26 protein-coding genes are annotated in these 26277 nt (G+C 37.7%); 20 read left to right on the top strand and 6 right to left on the bottom strand.

The features are described from left to right. Window positions 1–20: 20 nt before the first annotated feature. The 3 genes from galU (at window position 21) to ACWATA_RS24955 (ending at window position 3209) form a co-directional block, all read left to right on the top strand. A complete protein-coding gene (galU, locus tag ACWATA_RS24945) occupies window positions 21–905 on the top strand; it encodes a UTP--glucose-1-phosphate uridylyltransferase GalU (RefSeq protein ID WP_028412001.1) in 885 nt (294 codons plus the stop codon). A 246-nt stretch (window positions 906–1151) separates the two neighbouring features. Continuing rightward, window positions 1152–2435 carry a nucleotide sugar dehydrogenase gene (locus tag ACWATA_RS24950; protein WP_028412002.1) on the top strand — a complete coding sequence of 428 codons (1284 nt, stop codon included), beginning with the start codon at window positions 1152–1154 and terminating at the stop codon, window positions 2433–2435. 66 nt (window positions 2436–2501) lie between these two features. Then, entirely contained in the window at window positions 2502–3209 is a 708-nt protein-coding gene (locus ACWATA_RS24955; protein WP_028412003.1) for a WecB/TagA/CpsF family glycosyltransferase, read from the top strand. Window positions 3210–3245: 36 nt separating this feature from the next. Here ACWATA_RS24955 and floT read toward each other — a convergent pair whose 3' ends face one another. Beyond that, window positions 3246–4775: a flotillin lipid rafts scaffold protein FloT gene (gene floT, locus ACWATA_RS24960; protein ID WP_028412004.1), complete on the bottom strand. Its 1530-nt coding sequence runs from the start codon at window positions 4773–4775 to the stop codon at window positions 3246–3248. Window positions 4776–4795: 20 nt separating this feature from the next. After that, complete coding sequence (locus ACWATA_RS24965; protein WP_013059777.1) at window positions 4796–5329, bottom strand: NfeD family membrane protein; 534 nt, start codon at window positions 5327–5329, stop codon at window positions 4796–4798. A gap of 629 nt (window positions 5330–5958) precedes the next feature. Here ACWATA_RS24965 and ACWATA_RS24970 point away from each other — a divergent pair. Beyond that, complete coding sequence (locus ACWATA_RS24970; protein WP_013059776.1) at window positions 5959–7011, top strand: glycosyltransferase family 4 protein; 1053 nt, start codon at window positions 5959–5961, stop codon at window positions 7009–7011. Window positions 7012–7049: 38 nt separating this feature from the next. Here the strand turns inward: ACWATA_RS24970 and ACWATA_RS24975 are convergent, their stop codons facing one another. Together ACWATA_RS24975 and ACWATA_RS24980 are read right to left on the bottom strand one after the other, a co-directional pair. Continuing rightward, window positions 7050–8048, bottom strand: coding sequence for an LCP family protein (locus tag ACWATA_RS24975; RefSeq protein WP_028412005.1), 999 nt, complete (start codon window positions 8046–8048; stop codon window positions 7050–7052). A gap of 195 nt (window positions 8049–8243) precedes the next feature. Beyond that, window positions 8244–8879, bottom strand: coding sequence for a YigZ family protein (locus ACWATA_RS24980; protein WP_028412006.1), 636 nt, complete (start codon window positions 8877–8879; stop codon window positions 8244–8246). Window positions 8880–9317: 438 nt separating this feature from the next. Between ACWATA_RS24980 and ACWATA_RS24985 the strand changes: the two genes are divergently transcribed. The 15 genes from ACWATA_RS24985 to cudC all read left to right on the top strand — a co-directional run bounded on the left by ACWATA_RS24985 (window position 9318) and on the right by cudC (window position 21162). After that, window positions 9318–10466, top strand: a complete 1149-nt coding sequence (locus ACWATA_RS24985) for a sensor histidine kinase (protein WP_013059773.1) — start codon at window positions 9318–9320, stop codon at window positions 10464–10466. Window positions 10467–10543: 77 nt separating this feature from the next. Then, window positions 10544–11227, top strand: a complete 684-nt coding sequence (locus ACWATA_RS24990) for a response regulator (RefSeq protein ID WP_013059772.1) — start codon at window positions 10544–10546, stop codon at window positions 11225–11227. 378 nt (window positions 11228–11605) lie between these two features. After that, the gene (gene fliS / locus ACWATA_RS24995; protein ID WP_367077594.1) at window positions 11606–12037 is read left to right on the top strand and encodes a flagellar export chaperone FliS; all 432 of its coding nucleotides are present in this window, start codon (window positions 11606–11608) and stop codon (window positions 12035–12037) included. Between the two features lie 120 nt (window positions 12038–12157). After that, the gene (locus ACWATA_RS25000; protein ID WP_033580405.1) at window positions 12158–12595 is read left to right on the top strand and encodes a YaaR family protein; all 438 of its coding nucleotides are present in this window, start codon (window positions 12158–12160) and stop codon (window positions 12593–12595) included. A gap of 106 nt (window positions 12596–12701) precedes the next feature. Next, window positions 12702–13547 carry a DegV family protein gene (locus ACWATA_RS25005; protein WP_367077573.1) on the top strand — a complete coding sequence of 282 codons (846 nt, stop codon included), beginning with the start codon at window positions 12702–12704 and terminating at the stop codon, window positions 13545–13547. Window positions 13548–13644: 97 nt separating this feature from the next. Beyond that, entirely contained in the window at window positions 13645–15135 is a 1491-nt protein-coding gene (locus ACWATA_RS25010) for an ATP-dependent helicase ComFA (RefSeq protein WP_473050262.1), read from the top strand. Further along, window positions 15132–15824, top strand: a complete 693-nt coding sequence (locus ACWATA_RS25015) for a ComF family protein (protein ID WP_028412011.1) — start codon at window positions 15132–15134, stop codon at window positions 15822–15824. The genes ACWATA_RS25010 and ACWATA_RS25015 overlap by 4 nt, the downstream gene beginning before the upstream one ends. Before the next feature lie 61 nt (window positions 15825–15885). Then, window positions 15886–16299, top strand: a complete 414-nt coding sequence (locus ACWATA_RS25020; protein ID WP_154974049.1) for a TIGR03826 family flagellar region protein — start codon at window positions 15886–15888, stop codon at window positions 16297–16299. Between the two features lie 159 nt (window positions 16300–16458). Further along, on the top strand, window positions 16459–16713 hold the full coding sequence (gene flgM, locus ACWATA_RS25025; RefSeq protein WP_165635057.1) for a flagellar biosynthesis anti-sigma factor FlgM: 255 nt from the start codon (window positions 16459–16461) through the stop codon (window positions 16711–16713). Window positions 16714–16734: 21 nt separating this feature from the next. Next, entirely contained in the window at window positions 16735–17196 is a 462-nt protein-coding gene (locus tag ACWATA_RS25030) for a flagellar protein FlgN (protein WP_321201868.1), read from the top strand. 18 nt (window positions 17197–17214) lie between these two features. Continuing rightward, complete coding sequence (flgK, locus tag ACWATA_RS25035; protein ID WP_154992153.1) at window positions 17215–18738, top strand: flagellar hook-associated protein FlgK; 1524 nt, start codon at window positions 17215–17217, stop codon at window positions 18736–18738. Between the two features lie 2 nt (window positions 18739–18740). Next, window positions 18741–19622, top strand: coding sequence for a flagellar hook-associated protein FlgL (flgL, locus tag ACWATA_RS25040; protein ID WP_034264317.1), 882 nt, complete (start codon window positions 18741–18743; stop codon window positions 19620–19622). A gap of 81 nt (window positions 19623–19703) precedes the next feature. After that, window positions 19704–20126: a flagellar assembly protein FliW gene (fliW, locus tag ACWATA_RS25045; protein WP_028412016.1), complete on the top strand. Its 423-nt coding sequence runs from the start codon at window positions 19704–19706 to the stop codon at window positions 20124–20126. Between the two features lie 24 nt (window positions 20127–20150). Then, a complete protein-coding gene (gene csrA / locus ACWATA_RS25050; protein ID WP_029714345.1) occupies window positions 20151–20381 on the top strand; it encodes a carbon storage regulator CsrA in 231 nt (76 codons plus the stop codon). 226 nt (window positions 20382–20607) lie between these two features. Beyond that, on the top strand, window positions 20608–21162 hold the full coding sequence (cudC, locus tag ACWATA_RS25055) for a choline uptake/conversion transcriptional regulator CudC (protein ID WP_028409671.1): 555 nt from the start codon (window positions 20608–20610) through the stop codon (window positions 21160–21162). Between the two features lie 42 nt (window positions 21163–21204). Here cudC and gbsB read toward each other — a convergent pair whose 3' ends face one another. Together gbsB and betB are read right to left on the bottom strand one after the other, a co-directional pair. After that, the gene (gene gbsB, locus ACWATA_RS25060) at window positions 21205–22407 is read right to left on the bottom strand and encodes a choline dehydrogenase (RefSeq protein ID WP_016765895.1); all 1203 of its coding nucleotides are present in this window, start codon (window positions 22405–22407) and stop codon (window positions 21205–21207) included. Window positions 22408–22428: 21 nt separating this feature from the next. Then, the gene (betB, locus tag ACWATA_RS25065) at window positions 22429–23919 is read right to left on the bottom strand and encodes a betaine-aldehyde dehydrogenase (RefSeq protein WP_176521382.1); all 1491 of its coding nucleotides are present in this window, start codon (window positions 23917–23919) and stop codon (window positions 22429–22431) included. 630 nt (window positions 23920–24549) lie between these two features. Here betB and ACWATA_RS25070 point away from each other — a divergent pair. Further along, window positions 24550–26262: a high affinity choline transporter 1 gene (locus ACWATA_RS25070; protein ID WP_473050264.1), complete on the top strand. Its 1713-nt coding sequence runs from the start codon at window positions 24550–24552 to the stop codon at window positions 26260–26262. Window positions 26263–26277: the final 15 nt, after the last annotated feature.

The following is a 26277-nucleotide window of genomic DNA, read 5'->3' on the forward strand; positions in this document are numbered from 1 at the left end:
ATTGACAGGAGGAAAAGTAAGTGAAAATTCGTAAAGCTATTATTCCAGCAGCTGGATTAGGGACACGCTTTTTGCCGGCTACAAAAGCACAGCCTAAAGAAATGCTGCCAATTGTAGATAAACCAACGATTCAATACATTGTGGAAGAAGCAGTAGCATCAGGTATTGAAGATATTTTAATTGTAAGCGGTCGCGGAAAACGAGCAATCGAGGATCATTTTGATAAATCATATGAGCTAGAAGAAACATTAGCGGCAAAGGAAAAGTGGGACATGCTTGAAGAAGTGCAGGGGATTTCGAATTTGGCTAATGTTCACTACATTCGTCAAAAGGAACCTAAAGGATTAGGTCATGCCATTCACTGTGCAAGAAGTTTTATCGGAGATGAACCGTTTGCTGTTATGCTAGGGGATGATGTAGTTCAATCAGAAACACCTTGTTTGAAACAGTTAATGGACGTATACGAAAAATATGAATGCGCTGTAGTTGGTGTACAGGAGGTGCCTAGGAAAGAAACCTCAAAGTACGGAATTGTAGGCCCTAAAGGAGAGCCTCTTGAAAAAGGATTATTAGACGTAGAAACGCTCGTTGAAAAACCGAATCCAGAAGATGCCCCTTCAGGCTATGCAATTATGGGGCGCTATATTTTAACACCGGAAATTTTTGATATCTTAAGCAGAGAAGAGATTGGTGCAGGTGGAGAAATTCAATTAACAGATGCTATTTTACGTCTGAATGAATTTCAACGTGTTCTTGCTTATTATTTCGAAGGAAAACGTTATGATGTTGGAGATAAATTTGGATTCATTAAAGCAACAATTGATTTAGCCTTACAAAGAGAACCGCTGCGAGAAGAGTTAGTGAGCTATTTTAGAGAAATTGTCGAAAAAGAAGGGCATATGTAAAAATAGATTTACTAGGAGAACTATTGGGAATCATGGAGATTTTCAATAGTTCTTTTGGGTTAGAGCCCGTTGTACAAAAGATGGTTATATCGTTTATTGATGAATTCTCATAAAATGTTACATAATAATAAGTAAAAGAAATTATTTCATGTTTTTATATAAATGCTATCATGAAATGACATTTTTCGATATAATATCAGATAGGTTTTATTTATTAAGCATGTCATATAAAGGAGATTTTCTGCAATGACAAAGAAATTGTGTGTAGTTGGTTTAGGATATATAGGTTTACCGACAGCTGTTATGTTTGCCAATCACGGCTTATATGTACATGGTGTTGACGTAAATGAAAAAGCAGTAGAATTAATTAAAAATAAGCAACTTCATATAGAAGAAAATGGCTTACAAGAACGTTTAGAATCAGCAGTTGACAACGGCCACTTTACGGTAGGCACAACAGCTGAAGAGGCGGATATTTTTATTATTGCTGTACCATCACCAATTAATGAAGATAAAACGGCAAACTTGAACTATGTTCGAGAAGCGACAAAATCAATTGTTCCTTACGTTCGTAAAGGAAATTTAGTTATTTTAGAATCCACAGTTCCTCCGCGTACAGTAGAAGACGTTATGCTACCTGTGCTAAAAGAAACTGGTTTAGAATTAGGCAGTGAGTTATTTGTTTCTCACTCACCTGAACGTGTTATTCCAGGAAAAGTATTTGAGGAACTAGTAAATAATGACCGTATTGTCGGTGGTATTAACGAAGAGTCCAGTCGCTTGACTGTTGAGCTTTATAAAACATTTGTAAAAGGAAATATTCACGTAACGGATGCTACAACAGCTGAAATGGTGAAAGTAATTGAAAACACATATCGTGATGTGAACATTGCCTTTGCAAATGAGCTGGCAAAAATCAGTGAAAAAATTGGTGTAAATGCGTGGGAAGCGATTAAGTTAGCGAACTATCATCCACGTGTAAACATCCATTTACCAGGTCCTGGTGTAGGCGGCCACTGTATTGCTGTTGACCCTTGGTTCTTAACGGAGCTTCAGCCAGAACTTGCGAAAATTATTTCTCTTTCTCGTCAGACAAATGATTCAATGCCTGAATATACAGCATTAAAAACGAAAAGCCTACTAGATGAGAAGGGCATTCAACATGGACGTGTAGCTGTTTTAGGTTTAGCTTTTAAAGGAAATATTGATGATATGCGTGAAAGTCCATCAACGGATGTGCTTCATCACTTAGAAAAGCTAGGTGTTGATTACACAGCATTTGATCCTCATATCAAAGAGAATAAAATCGAACGTCAGACGCAAAGTTTGGATGAAGCTGTTGCACATGCAGATGTGATTCTTATTTTAACAGATCATAATGAGTTCAAAGAGCTTCTTCCATCAGCTGTTGAAAATCATATGCGTACAAAGATTATTTTTGATACGAAAAACTGCATTCAGCGTGATCAATGGAAAGCAGCAGGCTTTGACGTAGTGTTACTTGGTGATTCAAAAGTTTCTACTTTATAAAAAGACGGGCTGAACAGCCTGTCTTTCGTTTGTAAAAAACTAAAAAATCAACATACGGGTGATTTAATGAAGGAAAACATCTTAGGAATAGACGTTTGTAGCGACACGTACGATGAGCTAGCGGCAAAGTTACTTCAGGATATAGATAAAGGCCGAAAATCATTTATTGTAGCAATCAATCCTGAAAAAATTATGAAAGCACAAGAAGATCAGGAACTAAAGTCACTGTTAAATCAAGCGACTTATCAAATTCCAGATGGAATCGGTGTGATTTTAGCTTCAAAGCTCAAAAAGGGACGTATTCGTGAGCGTGTAACGGGTATTGATATGATGCTGAAGCTGTGCAAAGAAGCAACTAATAACGGTAAAAGAATTTTTTTATACGGAGCCAAGCCTGGCATTGCAGATGAAGCCAAAGCTAAATTGGAAGAGATGTTTCCAGGGATTTTAATTGTTGGAACATTAAATGGCTATGAAAAAAATGAAGAAGTCATTGAACGTACGATTAATGATTCAGGAGCAGAAATTGTGTTTGTCGCTTTAGGCAGTCCAGCGCAAGAAAATTGGATTATTGCTCATAAAGAAAAACTCAATCCTTCTGTTTATCAAGGCGTAGGCGGCTCGTTTGATGTTATTTCAGGACGATTGAACCGGGCACCGGCTGTTTTTCAAAAATTTGGTTTAGAGTGGCTTTATCGACTATTAAAAGAACCATGGAGATGGAAGCGTCAGTTAGAATTGCCTAGGTTTCTTCTTCGAGTGTTAAGAGGTTAAAAAAGCATGCGGATGATATCCGCATGCTTTTTATTTTTAGATATCTTCTTTTTTGTTTTGTTGCTTGATTTCATCCGTTAGTTCGTGCAAGCTCTGGCGCACATTTCCTTTTCCAGAAAAGTTCTCAATCAATTCCTTTACATCTATACCTGAGGATGCTTTCAGCGATTCTTGAAGAGAAGACATTAAGTTTGTTGCATAACCAGTCACTTTATTAGCTCCGCTGTTTTCACCGTTGCTTCCTGTATCCACAACCGTAATTTTATCGATATTTGCTAAAGGACTTGCAACTTGTTTTGCATATTCAGGAAGCATTTTGATAATCATATCTAAAATAGCCGCTTGACCAAACTGCTCGAATGCTTCCGCAACTTTTTGTTTAGCCTCTGCTTCTGCTAAACCTTTTAAGCGGATAATCTCAGCTTCAGATTCACCTTGGGCACGCTGAGCGTCAGCTTTTGCTAAACCATCAATTCGAACGCGTTCAGCTTCAGCTTTAGCCATTGCTTCAATTCGATATTTGTTGGCGTCAGCTTCCGCAAGCTGTTTTGCTTTTTCAGCTTCTGCGGATTGCTCAACAGAGTAACGATCTGCATCTGCTTTCTTTTTTACTTCAGAATCGTATTGACGCTCACGACGAAGAATTTCTTTTTCTTCTAATTCAATTTGTTTCTGACGTTCAATAATGCGGATTTGCATTTCTTGTTCTGTTACATCTTGTTTCGCGCGAGCTGTTTCTAGATCATACGCTTGGTCAGCACGAGCTTTGGCAATATCTTGTTCGCGACGATATTCAGCGGTTTTTAATTGATTCATTTTTTCAGCTTCCGCGATTTCTGTATTTCGCTCAAGCTCCGCTTTTTGGGCATCTTTATGAGCCTCGGCACGCTTGATTCTTGTTTCTTTTTCAGCTTCCGCTGTTGCAATGTCAGCATCTCGCTTAACTTGAGCAATACGAGGCTTCCCTAGCGATTCTAGATAGCCGTTCTTATCCCGAACGTCTTTAATTGTAAACGATACAATAATTAATCCCATTTTAGCTAGATCTTGTGAAGCTACGCGCTGTACTTCTTGAGAGAATTTTTCACGGTTTTTATAAATTTCTTCGACCGTCATAGAACCAAGAATCGAACGAAGGTGACCTTCTAAGACTTCTCTAGCTTCGGTTTCACGATCTTCTTTTGCTTTGCCCAAAAACTGCTCAGCGGCCGTTGCGATTTCTGAAATAGAACCTCCAATTTTGATGATTGATACCCCATCAGCCATAACTGGAACACCTTGTTCTGTATATACTTCAGGTGTAGATACTTCCAGTTTGCTTGACAACAAGCTCAGAGGCTCAGCCTGCTGAAAAACTGGCAGCACAAACGTACCGCCGCCGCGAACAATTTTAATGCGGTTTCCGGATTCATCGACGTGCACGTTTTTATTTCCGAGATAGCTCCCTGTTACAATTAACGCTTCATCTGGACCTGCTGTACGGTATTTTGTAATAAATACGGCAATCAGCGCAATTAATAAAAAAACAACAATTCCAACGACAACTAATATAGGTGTTGAAAACATAAAACTCCCCCTAATACTATTTATAATGAGTGATTGGTCATAACTTCTTCGTAAATCACAACGAGTGCGTTGCCCCTTTGTATATCTACCACAAGCACTTTGCTGCCCAAAGGTATAGCAGTGTTTTTAAAGCTGGCAGCGGGTTTGGAGATCGTGCCGCTAACCCCTTCGATAAATACTTCTCCATAACCATCTGCAGGAACGGAAGTAATAATGGTACCAAGTCTTCCTTTTAACGAATCTTCAGTAAAAGCAAGAGACTCTTCAGCCGATGATAAAGGAATCAATACGAAAACGTTGAGCAAAATAACGAGTAGAAGGGCAATAAGAGCGGAAATCGAAATAATCCAATAATTTTGCAATGACGTATAGGTGAACAAATATCCACTGGCACTAAAGAATGTTAAAAAAGAAAAAAGAAGAGTGGGGTTAAAAAAAGGTATCGCTTCAGATAATCCATCTAACAAATCGCTAAATAAAATGTATAAGAAGGTGAGACTTCCGCAGATAATTAATCCATACAAATACACTGTTTGAACAGATAGACCAAACATAGTTCATTCAACACCCCCTTTATGTAAGATGAATGATACTGTTTCTACTATGTATTACGAACCGTATCAAAAAAAGTTTCATTTTTTTGATAAAATTCCTTTTTTTGTTTAATTTTATCTCTGTCCATTTCACTATATTTTAACTTTTAAATGATATAAGATAAGGACAACGATTCAGCGAATGTGGTTTGAAGTAGTGGACATGCATAGGTCAAAAGTTTGTTCATATAATGAGTGGGGCCATGTGAAATAAAAATAAAGGTTTAAATATGCTTAATAAAAAGGAAAAAGAGTTAAAGATGACGAATAAATTAGACGAAAAGGGGGGAGTTCGCTTATATTTTAATAAAATATAGTAAAGAAAATGTTCTACATAAAATAACCACATAAGAATAAAGTAAATCAGCTGTTTATACACCAAAAAATACAGTTCTTTTCTATTAATAGTTTGTAAATGTGCTAATTTTTGAGAATAAATTTCTATTTAAGTAGTAGAATCATTGTGATATAATCCATTTTGGGAATAAGTAAGTAATTATTGTTATACGCAATTTGAAATACTATCCAATTATATAAAGTTGGATACATTTTTTATGGTTTTGGTTAACATAAACCTGAGGAGGGTCTCCATGCTATATTTGACCTTGTTTATTTGTTTTATTACATCTATTCTGATCACTCCGCTGGTTAAGAAGCTGGCGTTTAAAATAGGTGCAACGGATAAACCAAATCAACGAAAAGTTCATCAAAAAATTATGCCTCGCCTTGGAGGTTTGGCGATATTTTTTAGTTTTCTTATTGGATACCTCGTTTTACAGCCTGACAGTAAATATGCGCTGCCGATTTTAATCGGAAGCATCATTATCATCATTACCGGTGTCTTAGATGATATGATTGAGCTATCCGCTAAAATTAAATTAGGCGGTCAGCTAGTAGCGACATTAATTGTTGTTGTATACGGTGGAGTCCAAATTGACTTCATTAACTTGCCGTTTGGCGGAAAATTAGAATTCGGAATGTTAAGTATTCCAATTACGGTATTATGGATTGTAGGAATTACCAATGCTATTAATTTAATTGATGGATTGGATGGATTAGCTGCCGGCGTTTCCTCTATTGTATTGATTACCATCTCTGGTATGGCTATTATGATGGGTAATGTGTTTGTGACAAGCATGGGTTTCATCGTATTGGGAAGTACGCTTGGATTTTTGTTTTACAACTTTCACCCCGCTAAGATTTTCATGGGCGATACAGGAGCACTATTTTTAGGCTATATGATTTCTGTATTGTCTCTGTTAGGATTTAAAAATGTAGCGGTTATTTCCTTCATTGTTCCAGTTATTATTTTAGGGGTACCAATTTCAGATACGTTCTTTGCTATTATTCGCCGAATCGTAAAAAATCAACCGCTATCGGCTCCTGATAAATCTCATTTGCATCATTGCTTGTTGCGCTTAGGGTACAGCCATAGACAAACGGTTTTAATTATTTATGGAATGAGTGCGATATTTGGCTTAGCGGCAGTTATCTTTTCAAAGGTACAAACAATGTGGGGGTCTTTTCTTGTACTAGCTATCCTCCTTGTGGCGATTGAAATTATCGTTGAAAAAATAGGATTAGTTGATAAGACATATAGGCCAATTCTTAACATGGTTCGTGGGCTTCGTTTAAAAAATTAATTAAAAAGACCTCTTGCATATCCAAGAGGTCTTTTTAATTATTCTGTTGTATCTGAAGTTGATTCAATGCCTAAATGCTTGCGGAGCTTTTCACTTACTTTTTCCACTGAATCATTGTCTAGTTTGAAGTAGTAAACGCCGTTAATTTTTTCATCGCTACCGTCTAAGTTAATGGTTTCGATGTCTACTTTTTTCGAAGCGTAATCATAAAACGAAAGCATTTCACCGAACATTAAATTCGTTTTCATATTATCGCCAACAGCTTCGATAAGATTGCCATATTTATTAAGTGATCCAATGGAAGCAGCTTTTTTAATCATGGCTTCGATCAACTGCTGCTGTCTTTTTCCTCGCTCAATATCGTTGTCTTGTTTTCGTGTTCGAGCAACAGCTAACGCTTCTTCACCATTTAAATGTTGGTTTCCTGGTTTTAAGACAATAGCATTATGACGATCTTTTGAGTCCTTTTCACTCATCGCATAAGGTACATCAAAATCGATTCCCCCAAGTGAGTCTACAATGTCTGTGAAAGCTTTAAAATTCACTTTAACATAGTAATCAACAGGGACATTAAACAGCTGTTCTACCGTTTCTACAGTTGCTTTTGGACCTCCGTACGCATGCGCATGCGTAATTTTATCTTTTTTGTTCACTTCAGGTATATAAACCCGCGAATCTCGAGGTATGCTTACAAGCTTTACGGTTTTATTTGTTTCGTTAAAGGTCGCCAAAATCAAAGCATCTGTACGGGCTGATTTTCCGAACTTCCTGGTTTCACTGTCATCTACGCCCATAAATAAAATGGATATATCATCTTTTTTGGGATCGATTTTACGATCACGCATAGGAGAGTTATCGCGATCTCCAAGTCCTTCATAAGAATCAGAAGCTACTGTTTTAGCCTTAACAAATAAATAAGAGCCATAAGCGGTTGCAGAAAGCCCTAAAATAAGGATAGGTAACAGAAAAAATGTAAAAAGCCTTCGTTTTCTTTTCCGTTTGTTTACTCTTTTTTGAAAACGTCTATATTGAGCCATACGGTTTCTCCTTTTATTCGTATATTCGAACACTTATTGTGACACTTAGTATGTGTTATAAATTGGAATGTATGAATCAAACTCGTCAAAGCTATGCGTCTTTACGAGGTTTTTACTCATTGACAAGTAGCGCAACCATCAGAATAGTTGCGCTATTTATCAATTGTACAATGTTTTTTAATAAGAGTAAATAATTCATTCTACATCTTCTTCTAAATAGGTCGTCTCACCTGCTCGAATATCTGCTTGGCCGTTTGTTAGCTCGGTCATCCATTCAATAAATGCTTCTGTTTGAGCTTCCTCTACAAATGTTTCAATCTCTACCATGTCTGCGTAGTGGATTTCTTTTAATAGATAAACGGAACTGCGAAGCTCATTTTCTAATTTTCCAAGCCATGTATAGTCGACGGTTGTATGCATAACCGCCATGAGAGTTCGTTTGACTGTACCTAATTCATTTAACGCTTCGGAAACGGATTTTCCATACGCGCGCACCAATCCACCTGCGCCCAATTTAATACCTCCGAAATAGCGCGTAACGACGACTACCGTATCTTTTAAGCCTCTCTTTTTAAGCACTTCTAACATTGGTACGCCTGCTGTTCCACTTGGTTCTCCATCATCGTTTGCTTTTTGAAATTGATCTCGTTCTCCAATTAGGTAAGCTGAACAGTTATGAGTAGCATTCCAGTGCTGTTTTTTAATGTCTTGAATAAATTGCTGAGCTTCTTCCTCAGTTGTTACACGTTTCATATGACAAATGAATCTAGATTTTTGAATAGTGATTTCATGTGAACCTTCTTGTTTTACGGTATAATATTGTGATAACAATCAAAAAATCCTCCTTAGCGTTATAAATAGAAGAAAAACGGGTATTTACGTACTGTTTACTTGCTATTAGTATAAAATGTTTATGAAAAGACATCAATTAATCAAATTCAACATCACTTAAACAAGCCATACAGAATATACGTTATAATAAAATAGTGTGCAGGCTTGTATAGCTAAATAATGAAATGATTTAAACAGGCAGTTAGTCACTGTTGAAGAGTGAGCGTAAATGGTAATCTATTCAAATAACGCGAGTCAAGCGTCGATTGATGTCGAGTTTGAGGGTACTAAAACAACCGTTACTTTTTGGATATAAAAAGTCAGATAGGGAGAAAATATGGATCTTATCCTCACAATTCAGATAGGTCATACGAATACTATATATAGCATGAACGTATAGACATTTCTCCGAATGTGAGTATAGTTTGGGGTGAGTAAATGTCGAAACATAAATTAACAAGCAAGGCACTTGATGAAATTTTTGAGAAGATTATTGGCACAGTGGGAGATAGTAAAAATGAAGTCTATCGCCTTTCTGAAGATGCCAGACAAGAATATCAGCAAATTAAAGAAGAGTTAGAAGTATTAAAAGGAAAAGTTCTTGAGACGATAGAGCAAGGTGATAAATTAGAAACTCAGGCAAGGTTGGCTCGAAAGCGTTTGTCTGATGTGAGCCGACATTTTCAAATTTATTCAGAGCCTGAAGTAAAAGACGCTTATGAAAAAGCACACGAATTACAAACCAAGCTGCTGATGAATCAGCAAAGCGAATATCAGCTGCGTAATCGTCGAGATGAACTAGAAAGACGCTTGCTTACATTGGAAGAAACGATTAAACGTGCAGATCACTTAGTAGGTCAAATTTCCGTTGTGTTAAATTATTTAACAAGTGACTTAAAACAAGTAGGGGAAATAGTAGAAGATGCTATTCAAAAAGAGTATTTTGGCTTTCGGATTATTGAAGCTCAGGAAGAGGAACGGAAACGTTTGTCAAGAGAGATTCATGACGGCCCAGCTCAAATGCTTGCAAATGTTATGATGAGATCAGAATTAATTGACCGAATTTACCGGGAACGTAGTGCAAAAGAAGCAATGGAGGAAATTCGAGATTTACGAAAAATGGTTCGTTCTGCCCTATACGAAGTACGTCGAATTATATATGATTTAAGACCGATGGCACTTGACGACTTAGGTCTAATTCCGACGCTGCGTAAATATCTTGATACAATCGAAGATTATAACGAAGGCAAGCCTCGGATTACGTTTATTTCCATTGGACAAGAGAAGCGAACTGCTTCAAAATTAGAAGTAGCACTGTTTCGTCTAGTGCAAGAAGCTGTAACGAACGCATTAAAACATGCAGACGCGACGGAAATCCAGGTGAAGATAGAGTTCAACAATGAACACGCTATTTTGCTGGTCAAAGATGACGGCTGTGGTTTTAATCAAGAAGAGAAAAAAGAGAATTCGTTCGGCTTAATAGGAATGAAAGAGCGTGTTGATTTGTTAGATGGGACTATTTCTGTTCATTCGAAAATTAACCAAGGCACGCTTGTTATGATTAAAGTACCGATTATAGCCGCTTAAAAAGGCAGAGATATGTATATAAATAGGGGTCAATATAGAGTAAAACATTTGTTGTTCGATTTGGGGAGGAATCAAACATGCAGACAAGAATTATCATAATCGACGATCACCAATTATTCCGTGAAGGAGTAAAAAGAATTTTAGATTTCGAAAAAGATTTTGAAGTAGTTGCAGAAGGTGACGACGGTAGCGAAGTTATTGACCTTGTAGAAGAACATCAACCTGATGTTGTAATCATGGATATTAATATGCCGGCTGTGAATGGTGTAGAAGCTACGAAAAAGCTTGTAGAAGTAAATCCGGATGCTAAAGTTATTATCTTATCTATTCATGATGATGAGACATATGTAACTCATGCCTTGCAAACAGGGGCACGAGGCTATCTGCTAAAAGAAATGGATGCGGATGCGTTAATTGAAGCGGTGAAAGTAGTTGCAGAAGGTGGTTCATATTTACACCCTAAAGTAACGCATAGTTTAGTAAAAGAGTACCGTCGACTAGCAGCTCAAGGACAGTCGTCTTCTTATCCGCACGAACCAATTGAGATTCGCCGTCCACTGCATTTGTTAACACGTCGTGAGTGTGAAGTGCTACAATTGTTGGCTGATGGTAAAAGTAACCGAGGAATCGGAGAAGCATTATATATTAGTGAAAAAACCGTTAAAAACCATGTGAGTAATATTTTGCAAAAAATGAATGTAAATGATCGCACGCAAGCTGTTGTTGTGGCTATCAAAAACGGTTGGGTAGAAGTAAGATAAGTTCAAAAGTCCGATATACCACTAGGTATATCGGACTTTTTTTTTCTTTTTATAACTTTTTTTGAAATTGTGGGTAAAAAGTCATGTGTAATGAGAGAGGAAACCAACCGATAAGTTAAGGGAAGAAGATATCTTCTAGGAAGGCGAAGGGTGATACCTCTGTGCATTTACTCGTCCTTCAACTTTCGACAAAAGCATCCATACCTCAAAACAATGTCCATCCATTTGATGCAAGCTCTTGTAAAGGAAGGTCTTCAATACATTCAGATACATATGAGGTCGTAAAAGAATTTATTCAAACCTCAACTGGTATACTTTAAAAATTTAAGAGTTATAGCGCAACACATAGAAAATGGATTTAAAGAAGGCAAGAAGGTGATGAAGCTGAATTTTATAACGGAAGAATTAATCTATCATAAATCTCCTCAAGAGCTAACAGCTATGATGTATGAAAAATTTATTCAAAATATTGATGAAGCTGTTAGAGCAATTCAACACAGCGATTATTTTACAGCGAATGAAAAAATTAAACAGTGCAACAATATTTTATATCGTCTAGGAATTGGCTTAACATATCAAGCAGGTATTATTGCAGAGCAGTTAGATACCCTTTACAACTATATGTCTGAGAGATTAATTATGGCTAATTTAAAAAAAGATACGTTTATTTTATGTGAAGTTCAACAAATGATGAAGAAGCTTTCTAACGCTTGGAATGAAGTGTTAAAAGAGACGCCTAAAGTTACCTCTTCGCCCCGCAAAAACAAGCTGCCTTCTTATGAACAGCACATACGTATTACTCTTAGCTAAAGGATAATCATCATATCCACGCATCAGATGCCTCTCGAAACTTTTCAGCTAATCAAGCAAGCACATCTAAAAGTCTAAACTGAATGAAGTGTATACTAACAGAGAAAGGAGAGATACATAGTGGAGTTACAGCGAATTAACGGTCTTTCTTCTTCCGTGAATCTCATTAGAGAAAAAGAAGTAAGTAGTTCGGCTTCATTTACAGGAGTAATGGTAAAGAAACAAAAAGAACTGACCTATGAACATTTAACTCAAGTGATAAATAAAATTGAAGAACAGGGAAAGCAGTTAGTAAAAAGTCAAACTATTGATTCTTTGCGGAAATACAAGACGCTTGTGAAGCAGTTTATGAACGAAGTCGTTAAAAATGGTTTTGAACTGCATGAAGAAAGAGGATTTAACCACAGAGGAACCACTAAAGTATATAAGCTAGTGAAAGAAGTGGATACGAAACTAGTTGACTTGACAAATGATATCCTTCAAAAAGAAAAAGACAGTTTAAATTTACTCAAGCAGGTAGGGGAAATTCAAGGTTTGTTAATTAATATGTATACGTGAAGGAGCTTTTACTAATAGGTAAACCTCTCGTTACATGCATTTTAATCCTAAATGTTGTAGAATAGAGTGAAATTATTTTATATAACAAAGGATGGATCCCTATCTTATGAAAACAGCAATTATTACAGATAGTACCGCCTATATATCAGAGGAAATTCGATCAAACTATCATATACATATGGTACCGCTAAGCGTTATTTTTGGTGAAGAAACATATCGTGAAGAAGTAGATATGACTGCAAATCAATATTTTGAAAAAATTAAAGAAGCAAAAAATCTTCCAACCACTTCTCAGCCTGCTATTGGAGAATTTGTAGAGTTGTTTGAACAGTTAAAACGAGATCAGTTCGATGCTGCTATCGTTATTACGTTATCTAGTGGAATTAGCGGAACGTATCAGGGTGCTTTGACGGCAGGTAGCATGGTAGAAGACTTTGATGTGCACGTATTTGATTCAGAAATCAGCTGTATGGTTCAGGGCTTTTATGCGATTGAAGGAGCCGAGATGGTCCGATTAAATAAACATCCTGACGAAATCATTGCGCGTTTCGAAGAGATGAAACTATCAATACGTGCGTATTTTATGGTAGATGATTTATCTCACTTACAGCGCGGAGGTCGCCTAAATGCTGCTCAGGCTATTATTGGCAGTCTTCTTCAAGTAAAGCCCGTGCTCCATTTTGAATCTAAAAAAATCGTTCCGTTTGAAAAAATTCGTACGCGTAAGCGAGCATTAAAACGAATTACCGAGCTTCTTGATGAAGATGCAAAAGAAAACGTACCTATGAAAGCTGTAGTTATTCATTCTAATCGTAAAAATGAAGCAAAAGAAATTCAACGAGACTTAGAACAAGAATATCCTCATATTGAATGGAGCCTTTCTTATTTTGGGGCTGTCATTGGCACGCATTTAGGTGAAGGTGCCATCGGTATAGGCTGGTATAAAAAGTAATCGAAAACCAAATCATTTGATTTGGTTTTTTTGCAGGAAAAAACACCTTTTTTTGCGTATATAGATGTGTACGATAAAAATGGAAAGGAATGAAGAGATGCTTTTTACTGTTAAACAAGAACTGCTAGATCCCGTTCAAGTGCCTAGTCCTGATGCTTTTCCTCTCTCTCAAATCGATACGTGGAGAACTCCACCTTTAAATCCTTCATACCCTTACTCTTTAGATCTTCAGCGCTCTTTAAGCGGAAAGCAGCTGCTACTCAATCAGACTCCCTATCCTTTACCCCTCATTCATGAACATTACCTAAACGGATATATTTCCTATCAAAAAGCAATCACCCAAAAAGAAAATCGATATAGATGCAACCGGTGTGGAAGTGATAGCCCTTTTTATTTCGCTTCATTTCCATGCAGTAGATGTCACCAGAACTGCTACTATTGCCGAGCATGTATTGTAATGGGCAAAGTAAGTGAATGCACACCCTTTATAAACTGGGAAGGGCCAGCAAGTAACGCCCTGCCAAAAAGCAGCGTGATGAATTGGAAAGGCACGCTGTCTAAAGCTCAAGAACGTGCTTCAAATGAACTCATTCAAGCTATAAGAAAGGATGGAGAGCTGTTAATTTGGGCTGTTTGCGGAGCAGGAAAAACGGAAATTTTATTTAAAGGTATTGAATCCGCGTTGAACAGCGGAAAGAAAGTCTGTATTGCTACTCCAAGAACAGACGTGGTTATTGAGTTAAAGCCAAGAATTCAATCGGCATTTCCGGATATATCTGTGCTGGCTATGTATGGAGGCAGCGAAGACCGTTTTCATGAATCCTCTCTTATTATTTCCACCACTCATCAACTTTTGCATTATTATCAAGCATTCGATGTGCTGATTATTGACGAAGTAGATGCATTCCCGTATTCAACAGAGCCTATGCTGCACTATGCTGTTGCAAAAGCAGCTAAACACGTTGCGTCAAAGATTTATTTAACAGCGACTCCAAGTGAATCATTAAAAAAAGACGTTGAGCAAGGAAAAAAACAAGTAGTTAAAATTCCAGCCCGCTATCACCGAATGCTTATTCCTGTTCCTCGGTTTGAATGGTGTGGCAATTGGAAGAAAAAAATAAAAACAGATACCTTGCCTGCTAATGTTGAGAAATGGGTAAAAAAAAGAATAGATGAAGGGAAACAATGCTTTGTCTTCGTCCCGCAAATTAAGTGGATTGCTCCGATCACAGACATGATTCGAAAGCTGACCGAAAAGGTAGACGGTGTCCATGCTGAAGATTCCCAGAGAAAAGAAAAAGTAATGAAATTTAGAGAAGGGCAGCTCGTTATTTTAGTAACGACAACCATATTGGAGCGAGGCGTAACGGTTCCCAACATAGATGTTGCAGTATTGGGAGCAGAAGAAACGATTTTTACTGAAAGTGCTCTTGTGCAGATTTCAGGAAGGGTGGGGAGGAGTGCTCAATTTCCAACGGGAGACGTGGTCTTTTTTCATTATGGACAATCTCTGTCTATGCGAAAAGCAAAAGGACATATTGAACATATGAATGCTCTAGCTTATAAGGAAGGGCTGATTGATCGATGACAATATGTCTGATTTGTTTTGAACCTCTTGTCTCTTCTTTCGATTGGAGGTCATTGTTAAAATCTTCTTCAACGGATAGGATTTGCACTGTTTGCTTGCAAAGATGTCCCATCATCACCAGTAGCGTTTGCAGGGGATGCGGCCGCTCTCTTGCAGACCTGGCTCCTTCTCATTATGAGCTAGACACATGTAAGGACTGTCAGAAATGGAATGATGCTTCTTTTTTTAACCGTTCTCTTTATACGTACAGTGATTTTATGCAAAGCATAATAGAGCGTTTTAAATTTCAAGGAGACTATGAAATTATCCAAGCATTCAAGGAGCAGTGGTATAAGTTCTATAAAAAAGAATGTAATCCAAAAGCTATACTAGTTCCTGTACCTTTAACGGAGGAGAGATTATATGAAAGAGGGTTTAACCAATCTTTAGCACTAGCTGAACTGATCAGTGACAACATAGAAATGCCTCTTGTTCGTTGTTCAGGAACAAAGCAATCAAAGAAAAATAGGCGAAGTCGGCTGACAGAAAGGCTGGAATTTAAAGTAGTCGACTCCTCAATGGTTACGAATCAAGAATTTCTCTTGATTGATGACATTTATACAACAGGAGCAACCGTGCGCCAAGCGGCAAAGTGTTTGCAGGAAGCTGGGGCACGTTCAGTTCGTTCGCTCACTTTAATTCGTGCATGAAGATGTATAATTTAAAACTTTGACCGATAGTAAAATAAAAAACAAATGAGGAGTTTCGAATATGGGAACGTTAGATAATTGCAGGGAATGCGGTCATTTATTTGTGAAAATTGGATCAATAAGTATATGTAAATCATGTTTTGACAAAGAAGAAGCTCTGTTTCAACGTGTTTCTTCATTCTTGAAGAAAAGAGCAAATCGTACAGCAACGACTTACGAAGTGATGAAAGAAACGGGCGTTTCAGATTTGTTAATTCATCAATTTATTCGACAAGGTCGCTTAGTGTTAGCTAACTTTCCAAATATAAGCTATCCATGCATGCAATGCAACACTCAGATTCGGGAAGGGAAACTTTGCCATTCATGCTCTCAAGAAATTAAACATGGGTTAGAAAAGCATAATCGTGAGATGATTCGTTCAAATGAAGAGCCCACGCGTCCCACCTATCGTTCTAACGAAAGGAAAAAAGAGTAAAAGTGTGCTGAATGTTTGCAGACTCTCTATCTATAGACCTATGTTTAAGGTGGACTGTGAAAATGGTCTCAACTTCCTTGCGGATGCTAAAGGTTTAGGTGGAAATTCCGATATAATGAATAGAGATAACGGATACAAATATAAAAAGAGGTGAGAGAGATGAAGATTAACCCATCGAACTTATTTGGAATAAATCCGTACAAAAAACAATCAGAAAAAACAGAACAGGTCTCTAAAAAAAATCCACAAGATCAGATTCATATTTCACCTGAGGCGAAGAAACTTCAGGGAAATGAACCATCTCCAGAAAGACTTGAAAAATTGGAGAAGCTCAAACAGCAAATTAACAGCGGAACATACGAAATTAACGGAAAAGAAATTGCTAAAAGTATTGTAGATTTCTATAAAAAATAAAAGGACTGACATTGATTGAACGTGCAAGAAATTCAAACGATACTAGAAAAACAAGTAACGCTTCATAAAAGTTTGTCTGTCATTGTTAAAGAGAAAACGAATTTTATTATTAAACAAGATGTAAAGGCATTGACGGCTTCTTTGCAAAAAGAGCAATCTCATATAGCTGCTATTTCTGCACTGGAAACAAAACGTATAGAAGCAATGGAAAAAGTCGGACATACTGCTCGCTCCATTGAAGAAATAGCAGGCTCATTCTCTGAATACTCCATCTTGATACCCTTTCAAAAACAGCTAATAGATATCATTCAAGATATAAAGTATGCAAATGACTTAAACAATCAGCTGCTCACACAGTCTTTACAGTTGATTCATACCGAACTAGACCTTCTTGTTCCATCGAAGCGAGAGGATTCGTTCAATTACACAAAAACAAATAATAGATCGTTTCAGTCCAACTCTATTTTTAATTCGAAGGCATAAAGAACGGAGGAAAGCAGAATGAGTTCAACATTTCATGGTTTGCAGGTGGCTAAACGAGGAATGGACGCCCAACAAGCGGCTCTTTACACGATTGGCCATAACGTATCTAATGCAAATACGCCGGGCTATACGCGTCAGCGAGTAAGTTTAGAAACGTTCCCAGCTTATCCGGCCCCAGGGATGAATCAGACTGGGACTGCGGGTCAAATAGGAATGGGAGTAGAAGCCAGCACGGTAGAGCGAATACGTGATACATTTTTAGATACCCAGTATCGAGATGAAACCATTAAAGTGGGGTATTGGGATGCACGCGCTGGTGCTCTTGAAAAAATGGAGGAAATTATGAATGAACCTACTGAAGATGGACTTTCAGCTGTTTTTAATCAATTCTTTGAGGCCATTCAAGATGTAGCTTCACACCCTTCAGAAGCAGGAGCCAGGTCTGTTATGATTGAACGAGCTGAAGCAGTAGGCGATACTTTCTCTTATTTATCTACTTCTTTAAAAACGATTCAAGGTGATTTACAAAACGAGCGTGACGTAGCCGTAACACAAGTAAATTCGTTGCTAGAGCAAATAAATAATGTGAACCAACAAATACAAAACGTAGAACCAAATGGCTATTTACCTAATGATTTGTATGATGAAAGAGATCGGCTGCTAGATGAGATTTCTAAATTTATGCCGGTTTCTTTAGAGTATACAAAAAGCAGCGGGAACGCTTCTGCAACGTCAGAAGGAGTGGTAACGGTTCAGCTTCAAACGTCTCAAGGACCTATTACTCTTTTAGATGGGAAAACTCATCAAATAAATACCATCAGTTTGACAACAAATCAAGATTCCTATGTGACGGGCATTCATATAGGGGATGAGATACGGAAACCTGAGTCATTTCCTCAAGGAAAACTTAAAGGGTTAATTGAGGCTTCTGGATATATAGATAATAGTGGTAATAGAACTGGTGTTTACGCTTCAATGATTGATGATTTAGATGAAATGGCATATGAATTTGTGAACTGGTTTAATGATAAGCACGAACAAGGTGTCACGCTAGATGGTGAGAATGGTGTGTCCTTTTTTAATGAGATTTCTCAAAAAGAAGGAGCTGCAACTGGAATTGTTATTGCTGATAAAATCAAACAAAACACAAATAATATCGCTGCTGCTTCTTCGGCCTCTTCTGAAGATGATGGAACTGGCCGCAAAGGAGATGGACAAAATGCTCAGCTGTTGTCTCAATTTCGTCAAAAGGTGCTTATTAATTCCGGAAACGGAGCTGTTTCATTAGATGGATTTTATCAATCTGTCATTGGCCAAATGTCAGTAGATGCCCAACAAGCCAACCGCTTAAAAAGTAATTCAGAAACTCTCCAAGGAGCTGTGGAGCAAAGGCGCCAGTCTACCAGTGCAGTTTCATTGGATGAAGAGATGACCAATATGATTCAGTTTCAGCATGCATATAACGCTAGTGCCCGTATGGTGACGATGATTGATGAAATGCTTGATAAAATTGTAAACGGTCTTGGAACTGGAGGAAGGTAAAGATGCGTGTCACACAAGGAATGTTAGCGGCTAATTCGTTAAAACAGATTAGCAATAGCTATAATAAGCTGGAAACCCTTCAAAACCAATTATCAACGGGAAAGAAAATTACTCGTCCTTCCGATGACCCGGTAGTCGCTACGAAAGGAATGGCGTATCGGTCTAATCTTTCTGAAGTAAATCAATATAAACGTAATTTAACAGAAGCTCAGTCTTGGTTTGATAGTTCAGAATCAGGACTTGAACAAGTCAATTCCATTCTTCAGCGCACTAAAGAGCTGGTCGTGCAAGGGTTAAACGGTACGAATGAAAGTGATGACCGACAAGCGATTGCACGTGAAATTGAACAGTTAAAGCTGGATTATATGCAAGTCGGCAATACGCAGGTGGCAGGAAACTATATCTTTAACGGTGTAAATGTAGGAGCGCCACCTGTTAGTGAGGACGCAAGTGGTACAATCAAGTCAACTATTAACCTAGATCCTTTTTCAGTTGAGGTATCAAAAGGTATCCAGCTGAGAGTCAATATTCATCCTGAAAACATCTTTGGACAAGGTGCATTCGACTTAATGAACAATGTTCAAACAGCTTTTGAACAAAACGATGTAAACTCACTAAAAGATCTTTCTACACAGGTAGACACGCAGCTGTCTACGCTATTAGCGGAGCGATCTGAATTGGGAGCAAGGAGCAATCGGCTTGAGCTGATCGAAAACCGCCTTGATTCACAGGAAATTACGGCTACTAAGATGCTTTCAAATAATGAAGATGCAGATATTGAAAAAGTCATTACGGATTTAACCGTACAAGAAAGCGTGCATCGTGCTGCTTTGGGAGTAGGGGCTCAAATTATTCAGCCTACGCTGCTAGATTTCTTGCGTTAAAAAGCTCCTTCTACACAGAAGGAGCTTTTTTATAATGAAAAAAGATAACAAGAAAAAATTAATTAGCAAAGGTGTGATGAGATGAAAATTTCCACAAGCTATCATGGAGATATAGAAATAGATAATCAGCAAACACTGACATTTAATCAAGGGATTCCAGGTTTTTTGGAAGAAACTGAATTTGTTATTTTACCACTTCCGGAAGCCGAAGCTTTCCAAGTTCTGCAGTCTACTCAAACCAAAGAATTAGCTTTTATTATCACGGATCCATTTCAGTTTTTTTTAGATTATGATTTTCAACTAGAACCTCAGGAAATCGAAAAGCTTCAATTACAACAAGCGGAAGATGCAGCTGTTTACGTATTGCTTACGATGTCAGATTCTGTGGAAAAGATAACGGCTAATTTGCAGGCTCCTGTTATTATTAATACAAAGCAACAGCTTGCTAAGCAAGTGATTTTAATGAATACAGCTTACGAAACGAAGCACAGGTTATTTGAGTAAGAGGAATAGATAAGGAGTGAGTCTATGCTTGTTTTAACACGAAAGTTACATGAAACAATCAAAATAGGTGATGAAATTGAAGTGACCGTCCTTGCAGTTAATGGTGATCAAGTAAAGTTAGGAATTCAAGCTCCAAAGTCTGTAGATATTCATAGACAAGAGATTTATGAAGAAATACGTAACGAAAATAAAAGTGCTTCTCAAATTACATTACATGCTATTGATATGCTGAAACAATTACCGAAAAAGAAATAAAACAATCAGATTGAAAATAATTAAAAATATACCGTATAAATAATATCTAAATCGGGAAAGATAAACATATAGTATTCCCCACTATGTCTTAAGCCTTTCTCTTTAAGAGAAGGCTTCTTTTTTATCAAAAAATTGAACTGAATTTCTGTTTTTTTCCTTTTTATCGTGTATCATTAAATTTATTAAGTATAATTCAAATAAATTTAACAAAAGAGGAGAAGAGTAAATGAGTGATGTTCAAGAGTATCATGATTTATTAAAAGAAGCCGAAGATGTGGTTGTCAGTGCTTTAGCTGATACGATGGATTTATATGGTGTTACACCTTCAGTAGGAAGGCTGTATGGCATGCTTTATTTTATGGATGAACCTGTTACATTAGATCAAATGAGTGAAGAATTGGGTATGAGTAAACCAACGATGAGTACATCTATTCGTTCACTGCAAAATATTGACATGGTCCACAAAGTGTGGAAAAAAGGTGTTCGAAAAGACTTATATGAAGCAGAAAAAGATTTTTCTAAGTCCTTTTTTTCATTTTTCTGTAAGAAGTGGCAAAGAGAAATTTCAGTTAATTTAGAGGCAATCGAAGAAGCGGAAAACAAGCTGCAGATTCTTTTAAATGATGAAGATGTACCTGAGGAGATCGCAGTAAAAGCAAAGCGTAATTTAGCGCAGATTATAGAGTCCAAACATTATTATCATTTCTTGAAAAAAGTAGTGAAAGTTTTTGACGACCGAAGAATCATCGATATTTTAAATGAAGAATTAGCGAAAGAGTAACATAAAAAAGGCTGTTGAAAAATCAACAGCCTTTTATCATTTTTATACGGTTAATGGTGTAGCTTCAAAACAGCGGTTATAAATCCATTCGTAACTTTTTACAGTTAAATCACGAGGATTCCCAACTGTTTGAGGATCATTAAATGCTTCTTGCGCTAAGCGAGAAACCGCTTCTTTTGGAACACCTTGTTCTTCTAAAGAAGGGATTTGTACATCTTTAACTAATTGATATACTTCACGAACAGCTGCTTGAGCTGCTTCTTCAAGTGTTAGTTCATGTGTATTAACCCCTAGAGCTTGAGCTATGCGCGCAAATTTCTCAGGCTCACCCATCCAGTTATACTCCATTACAGGACCTAGCATTGCTGCTACGCAAGGGCCATGGGCAATTGGATAAATGCCTCCTAATGTTTGAGCCATCGCGTGAGCTGCTCCTGCAGATTCACTTCCATATGAAAGGCCAGCAAGCATAGCTGCATGCGCCATTCCATAGCGTGCTTCGATATCCTGTCCATTTGCAACTGCACGTCGTAAGTATTTTCCAACGTACTCAATAGCCAATAAAGCAACAGAGTCTGTCATTGGTTGCGCAAAGTGGCATGTATAACACTCAATTGCATGAGCTAATGCGTCAATTCCTGTACCGGCCGTAATATGTGAAGGCATAGATACGTGCAGTTCTGGATCAATAATTGTTAAGTGAGCAGCAATTAAAGGTCCACCTGTATTAAACTTAAACTCACGAACAGGATCCGTAATGACGGCCCATTGTGTGACTTCGCTTCCTGTACCCGCAGTTGTAGGGATTGTTGTTAAAGGAGGGATACGTTTTGTTAAAGGTTTTTTTCCTTCAGCTGCTTCATAATCTAAGACGGGAGCATTATGAGCTACTTCTACACCAATAGCTTTTGCCGTATCCATTGAACTTCCGCCTCCAACAGCTACTAGTCCGTTGCATCCATTTTCCTTGTACATTTTTGTGCCGTCTGCTACTACGTGAATAGAAGGGTTGGCTTCTACTTGGTCAAATAGAATAACGTCTACGTCCGCTTCTTTTAAACTAGCGATTACGGGATCTGCTAAACCTACTTTTTTTACACCAGGATCTGTTACTAATAAAACTTTAGACACACCTAGGTTTTTTACTTCCTCTCCAGTATGTTTTACAGCACCAATTCCATGTTTTACAACCGTTGGCATCTCAAAACTTTTTAAACGTTCCATTCTTTCAAATCGCATAAACATCTTTAAATTCCCCCTTAATTTTTATTGAAACCAGCGCATTGGCTGTGGATTTGTATTGGTATAAATATGTTTAATTTCCGTATACTCTTCTAGACCGATATGGCTAAGCTCTCTTCCAATCCCAGATTGCTTATAACCTCCCCAAGGAGCCTGCGGGAAGTAGGGATGATAATCGTTAATCCAAGTTGTTCCCATACGGAGTGCTTTCACTACACGTTCAGCTCGGTTCATATCACTTGTCCAAACAGCTCCAGCTAATCCATAGATCGTATCGTTAGCAAGTGCGACTGCTTCTTCTTCAGTACTGAAGCGCTCAATTGTCATAATCGGACCAAATGACTCTTCTTGGACAACTTTCATGTCTCCATGACAGTTTGTAAAAATAGTTGGTTCGATAAATAATCCTTTTTGTAAAGAATCCTGAGTTGGACGCTTGCCTCCTAAAACAAGAGAAGCACCTTCTTGTTTCCCTAGCTCAATATAATGTTCCACTTTAGCTAGATGTTCTTTTGAGATAACGGGTCCCATTTGAGTGGCTTCGTCCATGCCGTCCCCTAGCTTAATTTTTTTTGCTTGTTCAATAACTGCTGAAACAAATTTATCGTGAATATCATCTTGAACGAGTAATCTCGCACCAGCTGAACAAACTTGACCAGCATGAAAGAAGACCGCATTTAATGCATAGTCAACCGCAGTGTCAAAGTCAGCGTCAGCAAAGACGATATTCGGATTTTTCCCTCCGAGTTCAAGAGCAATTTTTTTAAAGTTGCCTGCGGCAGCCTGCATGACTTTACGTCCAGATACTCCGCCACCTGTAAAGGAAACTAAATCTACTAAGTGACTCTCTGCCATTTCTTGTCCAACGGTCGCACCTGGACCGAGCACAATGTTAATGACGCCTGCTGGAAAGCCAACTCTTTCAAAAATTTTCATCATATGAATAGTTGTTAAAGGGGTGATTTCGCTTGGTTTAATAACAATTGTGTTCCCAGCAGCAAGTGCGGGAGCCAATTTCCAAGAGGCTTGCAATAACGGGTAATTCCAAGGAGTAATTTGGCTGCACACGCCTACAGGCTCACGGACAACGCGGCTAACAGAATCGGGATTAGGTGACTCAATCATCTGTCCGCCATCTTTATCTGCTAATCCAGCATAGTATTGAAAGACATCAGCAATTCCATCCATGTCTGCTAGGCTTTCAACGAGGGTTTTTCCGGTATTTAAGGTTTCAAGCTTTGCTAGTTCCTCGCGATCATTGCGAATTTCTTCCGCTACTTTAAATAACAAAGAACCTCTTTCGGCCGCTGTAAATTTAGACCATTCACCTGCATCAAAAGCTTTTCTAGCTGATTCAATGGCTTCTATGGCATCAGCACGATTTCCTTCTGTAACGACAGCGATAACCTCTTGATTAAAGGGGTTTACAATTTCTCTTTTCTCGCCGCTGCGTGCTTCAACCCATTGGCCGTTTATGTGCATTTTCTCAAGCATAAGTGTTTGTTCCAATAGCATCGACCTCCAAATAATAGAATTTGTTAAATTTATATTTAACGTTCTTAACAATTTGAATTATAGCATCGGCCATTTAATTTAGTCAAATCAAAAAACTTTAAATGTTCTGAATTTAAATTGATTTTCTTCTCTATTAAGAGCTGATTATTCGGATATTAAGAAAAAATTTAACAAAAAGTAATTAAAAAATACTGATTGCTATGTCCCTTGATACAAAAGGTTTTTTTATGTATGAGCTATGAGAATATTATTCTTTTTTTATATGAAAACACTTAAACTTTTTTGACAATATCCTAAACATTCAGATATATTAACCATAGTACGATATCTGCTTGCATACAAACCTTGAGAAACAAAGGATTTTGAATGTGGAAATTAAGAAAGGAGTTTAGAGAGAAGATGAAAATAATTATGAATTTTTAGCTGAATAATAAAATAAGTCAATTTAAATTATTTTAATATAATTATATAAACGTAATTTCTCCCCTTCGTATTGGTATTTATAATCCAACTATTTATAGTTTATTCTAAAAAAATCTATTTTTAGGTTTAATTGTATGCTGGTAGGAAAAAGGAATAGAGGACAGTTATGTCTTTAGATTTCTTTATCAATTTAAAGGATGTGAGACGATGCAAAATGCTAAAAAGCCATTTCGTTCAGACACACAACAAGCCAGGCCTGAAAAGTCGAATGAGACTTCTGACTTTTCAGGGAAATCAAACAGAAACAACCGTCTACTAACCCCCTTATGGACAACTATTATAGGATTTTTCATCTTTATGGTTGTCGCATTTATCTATTCTCTCTATAATCCAGATCTCTATTGGCCAGGCCTCATTTTAATGTTCATTATGTATGGTGTTATTTATTTTATTGGTGCTCGAGCTGCTGCAAGTAAAAAAGGAAAATCAGATGATATGCTTGTTGCGGGAAGATCTATGCCGCTATGGATTTCAATGTTCACAATGACCGCTACTTGGGTAGGTGGAGGGTATATTGCTGGAACGGCCGAAACTGTTTATTCCTCAGGACTGACTTGGACGCAAGCGCCATGGTGTTATTCAATCAGCTTAATTTTAGGCGGTATCTTTTTTGCTAGAAAGATGAGAAGGTTTGAGTTTATGACAATGCTCGATCCTCTAGAATCTCGTTTCGGTAAGAAAATGGCTACGGTTCTTTATTTTCCAGCTATATTAGGAGAGCTGTTTTGGAGCGCAGCTATCTTAACTGCTTTAGGAACAACATTCGGTGTGATTTTAGGCCTCAGTTTTTCAATTTCCATCATTCTTTCCGCACTTATTGCCATTGCATACACCGTGATTGGCGGCTTGTGGGCAGTAGCACATACCGATATCTTACAGCTTTCTATTATGTTTTTAGGATTATTTCTGGTGCTTCCTTTTGCATTTTCGAATACGGGAGGGGTGGGAGCCGTTTTTTCTACTTATTCAGAAGGTATGACTGGTTCTCTTCATTTATTTCCTCCATTAAAAGGCTGGGAAGATCCAAAATGGGGAAATACATATTGGCAATGGTGGGATAGCACATTTTTACTTATTTTTGGTGGTATTCCATGGCAGATTTATTTTCAGCGCGTGTTATCTGCTAAAAATGAAAAAGCAGCAATGTGGCTATCTATTACAGCCGGCATTTTTTGCGCTCTAGCGGCCTTTCCTCCAACTTTAATAGGAATGATTGGTTACAGTGCGGACTGGTCTTCATTTGGAGCGTCAAGCCCTGAGAGCGCGTCTATGATTTTAACATACGTATTTAAATATCTAACGCCTGATTTAGTAGGAGCGATTGCGCTTGGAGGACTAGCTGCTGCCGTCATGGCTGCAGTAGCGGCTTCGTTACTTTCAGCTTCGGGAATGGCAGCTTGGAACGTGTATCGTCCGATTGTAAAACCAAATGCGACACAGGCGCAGTTAGATAAAGTTATTAAACGTTCTATCATTATCATTGGAACTGGAGCAACTTTAATTGCTTTAAACTCTGAGAGTGTCTACTCCTTATGGTATTTATCAGGGGACCTAGTGTATTGTATTCTTTTTCCACAATTGGTTTGCGCTTTGTTCTTTAAAGGAGCAAACTGGTACGGATCTTTGGCTGGATTCATTGTGTCTCTTGTTCTTCGAATCGGTGGAGGGGAACCGCTGCTTCATTTAAAAGCGCTGCTTCCGTATCCGATGATAGAAGACGGGGTGGTCATGTTTCCATTTCGTACATTTGCGATGGTAGGCGGGTTGTTAACTATTTTTATTGTTTCTTACGCAACGCGACGTATTTGCCCTCCTCAGCCGCTTCGAAACCTTCATCGTGACATATCGGTTGAGAAATAATCAAAAACAAAATAA

This window comes from Priestia sp. USM5 (assembly GCF_058323215.1).